Source organism: Bartonella sp. AP20NXHL (assembly GCF_042196165.1).
Lineage (GTDB): Bacteria > Pseudomonadota > Alphaproteobacteria > Rhizobiales > Rhizobiaceae > Bartonella.
Genome location: NZ_JBHIPV010000074.1, coordinates 1 through 1,176, shown reverse-complemented (window position 1 = coordinate 1,176; position 1,176 = coordinate 1). Strand labels below are relative to the sequence as shown.

The window sequence follows — 1,176 nt, the reverse complement described above, 5'->3', positions numbered from 1 at the left end:
TAACAATAACAATAACAAAAAAAATAAAAATATTATTTTATCAAAAAGAGAAATTGATTTTGAAAATTTAGAAACAAACGATTTGGTTGACGAGCCAATCGAGTGTGATGATGTTCAATCAGAGCAAATCAAAACGATAGAAACCAAACAACCAATCATTCGCGAGCAAAATATCAATCTTTCAAACGAAGTTAACAACCGATGGCAAATTAACGAAGCGATGATTGCGAAATTGCCTTCACGAAAAGTTAAAAAGGTTGGAAAAAAACTTTCAGAAATCTTTGACACGATGATGCCTGCTTATTTTCCAGAGAAAGCAAACTTTTTTGAAGGAACAAAGAAAACAAGCGAAAAACAAGAAGTTGAAAGAATACTAGAAGATTTCAAACCCGATTTTCAATACGCAACTGAACAAGGATTAACGCATGGTGAAGCCTTATCAGAATTTGAAAAATTTGTACGCTTTTCAAAAACCAATCCATGTCGAAATGCAAATGAACGCGATTGGCAAAGCGCTTGGGATAATTGGATTACGCATCCAGAATATGGATTGGTAATTAAGAAACACAAAAAATTAGAAACGGAAAAACTATATGCAACCGCATGCTATAAATCATCATCAAACAATTTCGCAAATAACCTTTCAGAAAGATTTAGCATACCCCCAACAGCGATCTACGCTTAAAGACACTTATGGATCAGAAATAGAGCTTTTTTCGGAAGCATCAGTCATGAAATTGTATTTAAAAGGATCCGAAAAAACAGCAAAGTAGTGAAATTTGCTGATGATTTTGAGAATAGAGATGCGTTTAAATTGACAGAAAGGCACCGTACAGAGCGATTTAAAGATTTTGTGATAAAAACCACATTGAAATTAAAAACGCTTCTGTACGGTCCATTTTGAGGCAAATAAACCCATTGGTAAAGTTATGGATTTAGATAGGGGATATTAAACCAGATGTTTTTAAAAAAACGTAAACAGAAAGGGCAAAAAAAGTGGGTTGCAACGGCGGTGGGGCATGCACCATGGGGATTAGGGGTAGCAGAGTATTTTTATAACCTTTACGAATATGATGATGGCACAAGAGAATACGAAGAATTTGACGGTGGTCAGTATCATGAGATGCCTTGTAATGTTGATTACAGTACCAAGGCGCAAGTGAAAGCTTGGATATA

General features: G+C 34.9%; 1 protein-coding gene and 1 pseudogene. Both read left to right on the top strand.

Going from position 1 to position 1,176, the window contains the following annotated elements:
- Nucleotides 1–685: pseudogene (locus tag ACFILL_RS09250) on the top strand (hypothetical protein); the annotation flags it as partial.
- Nucleotides 686–958: 273 nt separating this feature from the next.
- Nucleotides 959–1,176, top strand: a 218-nt coding sequence (locus ACFILL_RS09245) for a hypothetical protein (RefSeq protein WP_375643837.1), incomplete at its 3' end; no start/stop codon positions are given.